Genomic DNA, 6,691 nt, shown 5'->3' with positions numbered 1-6,691 from the left:
TCGAATATGAGACGCTCCATCAGACCGCACACGCGGCCTGAAACTGCACACCCCGTGTGTCAACCAGGGTGGGGGCAGTCCCTCGGATGCACTTCGCCGCCACACGCACGCTGCCTGTCACCGACTTCTTCGATGAGGCGGGGGCACAGGGTGTTGCGACGGCTCAACGCCGATCTTCGCTCGCCGCGGAGCGTTTGAACTGGGCTCCCCGCGGCCTCGCAGAGCAGCTCATCGAAGACGGCCAAGCCATGTGCCCGCGCCACCATCGCCGTCGACCGGGTGCTCGACAAGCTCAATTCTTCGTGCCGACCGCTGTGCTCCATCCTGGACGAGCGGTCTGACCGACCCAGGCAGAAACACCGTCCGAGGCTACTCCAGGACGTGCGGCGCCGCGTCTGCCCGCCACGGGGAAGCACACTCCGACGGCGCACCAGGCGCATGGCGGGATGGATCTCGCGGCTCCAGCTGCGCCCGCAGGCCAGCCTGGAGGACGCAAAAGGCGAGCGTGAACGCCGACGTCCGCGACCGGCACCGGCACACGCAAGCGTCCGCTAACGGTGATGGGCAGCCACCCCACTCGCGAGCCCCGCCCGCGAGTGGGGTGAGATCTTTCTCGAGCGTTGATATGCGCAGCTGCGCGCAATGCGTCACCCGCTGTTGGCGACGCATTGCGCGCGAGGACTTCTCGACCGAGAATAGGCACACTGGCAGCTGTATTCCGGCAAGCACACTCCTCACGACATCTTCCTATGGGTGCGCCTCATCGCTGCCACGTGGCGCCCAGACGATCGACGCGTCGAGGGCTTCGACGGTCGAGCCCTCCACTCGGAACGGGTTGATCTCGATGGATTCGAGCGAGTCGCCGAGCCGCTCGGCCAGGCTGGCGACGTTAAGGATCGCAGCCACCAACGCATCGAGGTCGACGGGCTTGGAGCCGCGGACACCGTCGAGCAGAGCCTTGCCGCGCAGCTCCGACAGCATCTGTCGCACGTCGGTCTCACTCACGGGAAGGGTCCGCAGCACACTATCGTCGATGACGTGCACGAGGACACCACCAAGGCCGACTGCGAGAGTAAGCCCCCACTGCTGGTCGCGCACGACCCCGACGATCATCTCCACGCCTCCAGATCGCATCGATGCGATCAGGGCACCTTCGGACTGCGCGCCCGGCACTGCCAGCACCGCCGCCTGCACCTGGCGGTACGCCCGCCGGACCGCCTCGGGCGAATCCACGCCGAGGAGGACTCCACCGACGTCGCTTTTGTGGACGATATCGGGCGACACGAGCTTGACCACGAGCGGCGAACCGAGCCGACCCGCCGCCTCGACGGCCGCCTCCTCGTCCCTGACATGGGCGTACGGAACCGCGGGGACACCGTGCTCGACCAGGAGCGCCAGCGACTCAGCCTCGCTCCACACCCCACCGGCCCCCGCGAGGTCGGACAGGTCCGGGGCGCTCGCTGTAGGCAGGTGGTCCGGGCGAAGCCACTGCGACCACCAGATCGCATGGCCGGCCGCCTCGACCACGTGGTCAAGACCGGTCATGGCGAGCGGGATGCCGAGCTCCTCGAGATTGCGCACCGTCCCGGGGTCTATCGTCGCGATCGTCTGGTCGAGCAGGATCACCGGCGTGGCGGAACCGGCGAGCGCCGGTGCGTCGATCCGCAGTCGGGCCTTGATTGCCTCGCCGCGTTCCTCGGTGGGATGAACGTGGATCGCAGCGACGATCGCCACCGACGGATCATCGGCGATCGCGAAGATCGAGTCGCGAAAGAGCTCCGGCTTCGCCGATGCCGCACCCGTCGAGTCGAGCGGGTTGCGCAGGGTGCAGAACTCCGGCAGCAACTCGGCGAGCCGCGCCTTCGTCGCGTCCGCGAGGATGGGAAGCCTGACACCCGATGCATCCGCCCGGTCGGCAACAAGGTCGCAGGCGCCGCCGGACATCGAGACGACTCCCAGGTCACCCGTGGCCAGCGGACCGGTACGTGACAGCAGCCCGGCCGTCATCACCAGCTGCTCCAAAGACCTGACCCGGATGACGCCGAACTGCCGAAGCGCCGCATCGACCAGACGGTCGTCACCGACGAGTGCACCGGTGTGACTCTGGGCGATCTCGGCGGCGAGCTCGCTCGAGCCGATCTTGAGCGCCACGATCGGCTTGCCGAGCTCGGCCGCCCGACGCGCCAGACTCCGGAAGGTTCGGGCATCGCGGATCGACTCGATGAACATCGCCACGGAGCGGACCCGCTCGTCCTCGATGAGGATGGTCGCCATCGTGGTCGTGTCGACCATCGACTCGTTGCCGGTTGAGACGACGTGGCTGACGCCGATGTTCTGCTGCGCTGCGAAGGCCGCGATAGTGTGCGCGGTCGCGCCGCTCTGCGACACGACCGCCATTCCGCCCGTGGTGAGCTCGGCCATCCGGCCGGACCAAGCGGGCACCTTGTCGACGAGGTTGATGAACCCCAGGCAGTTCGGTCCCACGCAGGTTACCCCGAGCTCCAGAGCGAGCTCGGTGATCTGCTGTTGCACGGCACGACCGTTGGCGCCGATCTCGTCGAAGCCGGCGGCTAGCACCACAGCGAAGCGGATCCCCGCCGCAGCGATGTCGCGCAACGCGTTCGGGACAGCCTCGGCGGCCACCAGCAGCAAGGCCAGGTCGACCTGCTCGCCGATCTCGGCGCACGACCGGTGTGCCGGCTGTCCGTGGACGGTGCCACCCTTCCGGTTGACGAGATACACCTGACCCTCGAACCCCAGCCGGGCGAAGTTGGAGAACGACCCTGCGGACCAGGCGGAGCGCTCCGACGCCCCGACGATGACGACGTTGCGGGGCGCGAGCAGCGCGCTCAGGGAGTGGGTCCCGGTCATGTCGATCAGCGTCCCGTCCATTCAGGTTCTCTCTTCTCCGCAAAGGCCTTTGGCCCCTCGACGAAGTCGTGCGAGGCCAGCAACCGATCGCGTCGGCCGTTGTCCTTACGGAAGGCGTCGTCGATGCTCAGGAACTGGGCGTCGAAGACCGCCTCCTTGGTGAGCTGCACGGACAATGGCGAGCACCTGATGATGCGGTCGGCCCACGACTGCGCCGTCGTCATCAGCTCGTCATGGGGAACGACCTCGTTGATCAGCCCGATCCGATGGGCCTCGGGCGCATCGATCAGGTCGCCGGTCAGGAGCATCCCCATGGCCAGCTTGAAGGGGACCTGACGTGCGAGCCGGTGAGCGCCCCCGGCACCGGCGAAGAGGCCGACCTTCGGCTCGGGAAGTCCCATGCGGGCGTGCTCCGAGGCCACGACAATGTCACAGGCCAGGATCAGCTCCAGACCGCCGCCGGCGGCGACGCCGTTGACCGCCGCAATGATGGGCTTCGGGCAGTCGAAGTCACGGGTAATGCGCCCGAACGGGGGGCGGGCCTCGCCCTGAACGTCGCCGCCCTGCGCCGTACGCTCGGCCGTGACCTTGAGGTCGTTCCCTGCGCAGAAGGCGCGGTCACCTGCTCCGGTCAGAATCGCGACCCACACGTCAGGATCGTCGCGGAAATCTTCCCACGCCCCCGCGAGCTCGCGGTGCGCCTCGAGATGCAGGGCGTTCATCGACTCCGGCCGATTGAGCGTCACGACCGCGACACGGTCGCGCTTTTCGTAGGTGATGAAGTGATAGCTCATGAGGCTCTCCGGAATCTGGGAACGGTGAACGGCTTCTCGGTGCGGTCGAAGACGGCGACCATCTCCGATCCAATCGGTGTGCTCGCGGCGTTCTCGCCGACGAGCGAGGCGTTGAACCGGACACCCTCCTGCGTTTCGACCGTTGCGAGGACGTACGGGCTGGGGAACCTCGGGTGGGCCTGGTGTACGACGGTCAGGCTGTACAACGTTGCCTCGCCGCTCGCTGCACGCCATACGACGGCGGGTGCGAAGCAATGGGGGCAGCGGTATTTCACCGGCCACATGTACCCATCGCACGACTCGCAGAACTGCAGCATGAGCTCGCCGCGGGCCGCGCCCTCGAAGAACGGGGCGCTGGCGTCGTCGTAGGTGAGCTCTGAGGCGTCAGTCGGCATGCTTGCTCCAGATCGTTGTCGAGTGGAAGTTGAGGACGCCGCCGTTGCCACTGGCCAAGACGATGTCGTTCTTGGCCACCTGGCGGTCGCCGGCCTGTCCCCGTGCCTGCATGATGGCCTCCGAAAGGGGGGTGAAGCCCCACATGTAGTAGCCCGATAGCTGCCCGCCGCCGGTGTTGGTGGGCAGCGAGCCACCGGGACCGAGCTTGCCGTCCGCGACGAATTCACCGCCCTCACCTTTTTCGCAGAAGCCGTAGTCCTCCAACGTCACCAGGACCGTGTACGTGTAGCAGTCGTAGAGCTCGAGGATGTCGACGTCGTCGCGCGTGATCCCCGCAAGCGCGAAGGCCTGCTCGCCGGCCTGCTGCGCGCCCGTGACGATCCCCGGGTCGCGTCCGGACATCTGGTTGTCCCCCGGCGCGGCTTGCGTTGCAGCCTTCAGGTGGATAGGCGGCTGCCGCAGGTCCTTCGCGCGTTCGGCCGTGGTCATCACGACGGCAACGGCACCGTTGGAGACCAGACAGCAGTCGAAGAGGTGGAACGGGTCGGCCACCATGCGTGAGGCCTGGTGGTCCTCGAGGGTCATCGGCTTCTGCATCTGCGCGTACGGGTTCATCTGCGCCCACTCGCGCTGGGCCACTGCGATAGCGCCGAGCTGCTCGCTCGTGGTGCCGTAGAGCTCCTGATGCCGACGCGCGGCCAGGGCGTAGGGGACATTGCCACCGAACTCGCCATACACCGCCTTGAGGACGTTCATCCCGTCCCAGACCCCGCGTGCCGCGTACGCGGCACCCGCACCGACAGCGGGCTTCAGTGGGGTATCGCCATATACAAGGACCACATGGTTGACCAAGCCCGCTTCCAGAGCAAGGCTGGCGTACTGGACCATCGAGCCGACTGTCGAGCCGAATGCCCTCATCGAGTTCATGATCGACAGATCCTCGAACCCCAGCGAGAACTGCAGGCGCGGGTCCATGTCCAGGTTTCCGTTGCCATTGAGCAGCAGCCCGTCGATGTCGGTCTTCTGCAGTCCCGCGTCGTCGAGGGCTAGGCCGATCGCCTCAGCGGCGAAGTCCGCTGTGGTTCGTCCGTAGATCTTTCCCATGGCCGTCACGCCCAAGCCTACTACCGCGGTGTTCGCCGACCATCTCCGATGCGCAGTCACGCGACCGAACGTAACTTTGCGGATCCGATCTGTCAAACTGAATTCGGTTTAGCATGGACATGGGTTGGTTAGAGCCATATGGGTTGCAGGATCGGGGACTGGCGGCACTGCCACTGAATCACGTTTGCGACGACGGAATTCGCACCATCAGCACCAGATGACACTGCCCGTCGTGCTCCTGGTGGCCGACTTCCGCGTCCACCGCGACTGGCGGATTCGAGCGGTCGTCGCAACACTTGCGTGATCATTGTGACATTCGAGTGGCGAAAGCCGTTGCCGGCGTGGCCCAGTGCAAGCTCTTGCGCGGGCGATTGTTGAGAAGGTCCTCGTCCCGTCGTCCCGCGCCCGGACGCTGTCCTGCCATTCGTGACCGCAGCAATCCGCCCGCCACCAGACCCTGCGCTGCGAGTCCCACACACGTTCTGCGGAGAATGCGGTAGCGTCCCATTGGGTGGTGTAGTTCGGATCGGTGAACCCTCTGGTTCGTGATCAACGAGTCATGTTGTAGGTTATGCGGTTTCGAGTTCGGGTGTCAACGACTGCGGGTTCGCATCGGTGGCGCGGGCTCGTCCTTTGGCTGCGATGACCACCCTGAGCTCGTCCATACTCACATCGGAGACATAGCGGCGGGTGACCTGCCATTCATCGTGCGCCTCGATCACCACCGCCGTCGTCAGACGCAAGAACGCGGCCGGGTTCGGGAAGATTTCCACGACGTCGGCGCGGCGTTTGATCTCCTTGTTCAGCCGTTCGATCGAATTGTTCGACCAGACCTTCTGCCCAATGGGCGTTCAGGAAGACCCGGAACGCGAGCACATCTTCCTTCGCATCCCGCATCATCGACGCCACCTTCGGGAACGACTCGTTCAAGGTGTCGGCGACCTGATCCCACTGCTGTACAACAGCATTTGCTTCGGTGTGCGCGAAGATCGTTTTGATCGCAGCCATCACCGGCGGCACATGCTTCGACGAGACCGCCGACCCGACGTTCCGCATGAAATGCTCGTGTGGCCCGGGTGGGCACCTTTGTCCGTCGGGCACGCTCAGATGCTGATCGGCGAGCGTGAGCAGGCCGCTGGCCTGCGCCAATGCCATCACCGGGACCAGTCCCGCGGTCGACACCAGATTGGGGTCGTCGAATCTGGCCGCGGCGACGGGCCAGGTGTGAGATTGCATCCGCGAGATGCCCTTCTGTGTGGCTGAATCTGACCCTAGAGAAGTCTCATTTTTCCACTATGACAAGGCATTTCGCCCCAATGACACTCTCCAGACGCTCATACCAATCGGTGCTTCCAGGCTTATGCGGGCGGTTGAGCCACACACGGGCGACGTCGCCGTCCTTTTCGAGCACGATGTGGTCGGTGTCCTTTCGAGGGAGAAACTGAACTGGATTTACTTCGGTTAGAGATGGCCGATGCACTCATGATCGAGCGGTACTACGCGATCCTCGACAGCGGCCGGATCGA

6 protein-coding genes and 2 pseudogenes are annotated in these 6,691 nt (G+C 65.4%); all 8 read right to left on the bottom strand.

The features are described 5' to 3' along the window. Window positions 1-747 precede the first annotated feature (747 nt). The gene (locus QM806_RS40710; RefSeq protein ID WP_283295019.1) at window positions 748-2,892 is read right to left on the bottom strand and encodes an acetate--CoA ligase family protein; all 2,145 of its coding nucleotides are present in this window, start codon (window positions 2,890-2,892) and stop codon (window positions 748-750) included. Then, window positions 2,877-3,665 carry an enoyl-CoA hydratase-related protein gene (locus tag QM806_RS40705; RefSeq protein ID WP_054248807.1) on the bottom strand — a complete coding sequence of 263 codons (789 nt, stop codon included), beginning with the start codon at window positions 3,663-3,665 and terminating at the stop codon, window positions 2,877-2,879. The genes QM806_RS40710 and QM806_RS40705 overlap by 16 nt, the downstream gene beginning before the upstream one ends. Then, window positions 3,662-4,060, bottom strand: a complete 399-nt coding sequence (locus QM806_RS40700; protein WP_005262820.1) for a Zn-ribbon domain-containing OB-fold protein — start codon at window positions 4,058-4,060, stop codon at window positions 3,662-3,664. Before QM806_RS40700 ends, QM806_RS40705 begins: the two co-directional genes overlap by 4 nt. Beyond that, complete coding sequence (locus QM806_RS40695) at window positions 4,050-5,165, bottom strand: thiolase family protein (protein WP_064080856.1); 1,116 nt, start codon at window positions 5,163-5,165, stop codon at window positions 4,050-4,052. Before QM806_RS40695 ends, QM806_RS40700 begins: the two co-directional genes overlap by 11 nt. A 207-nt stretch (window positions 5,166-5,372) precedes the next feature. After that, entirely contained in the window at window positions 5,373-5,642 is a 270-nt protein-coding gene (locus tag QM806_RS40690) for a zinc-ribbon domain-containing protein (protein WP_081276631.1), read from the bottom strand. A 92-nt stretch (window positions 5,643-5,734) separates the two neighbouring features. Continuing rightward, a complete protein-coding gene (locus QM806_RS40685) occupies window positions 5,735-5,959 on the bottom strand; it encodes a transposase (RefSeq protein WP_259465771.1) in 225 nt (74 codons plus the stop codon). After that, window positions 5,868-6,239 (bottom strand): annotated as a pseudogene (locus QM806_RS40680) (transposase); the annotation flags it as partial. The pseudogene QM806_RS40680 and the gene QM806_RS40685, both read right to left, overlap by 92 nt. Further along, window positions 6,236-6,401: pseudogene (locus tag QM806_RS42035) on the bottom strand (IS1380 family transposase); the annotation flags it as partial. The pseudogenes QM806_RS42035 and QM806_RS40680, both read right to left, overlap by 4 nt. Window positions 6,402-6,691: the final 290 nt, after the last annotated feature.

Origin of the sequence: Rhodococcus sp. IEGM 1351, assembly GCF_030056875.1 — a bacterium.
In the GTDB taxonomy this organism is placed as follows: Bacteria; Actinomycetota; Actinomycetes; order Mycobacteriales; family Mycobacteriaceae; genus Rhodococcus_F; species Rhodococcus_F opacus.
The sequence above is the reverse complement of the archived record's forward strand: the minus strand, read 5'-3'. Positions and strand labels throughout refer to the sequence as shown.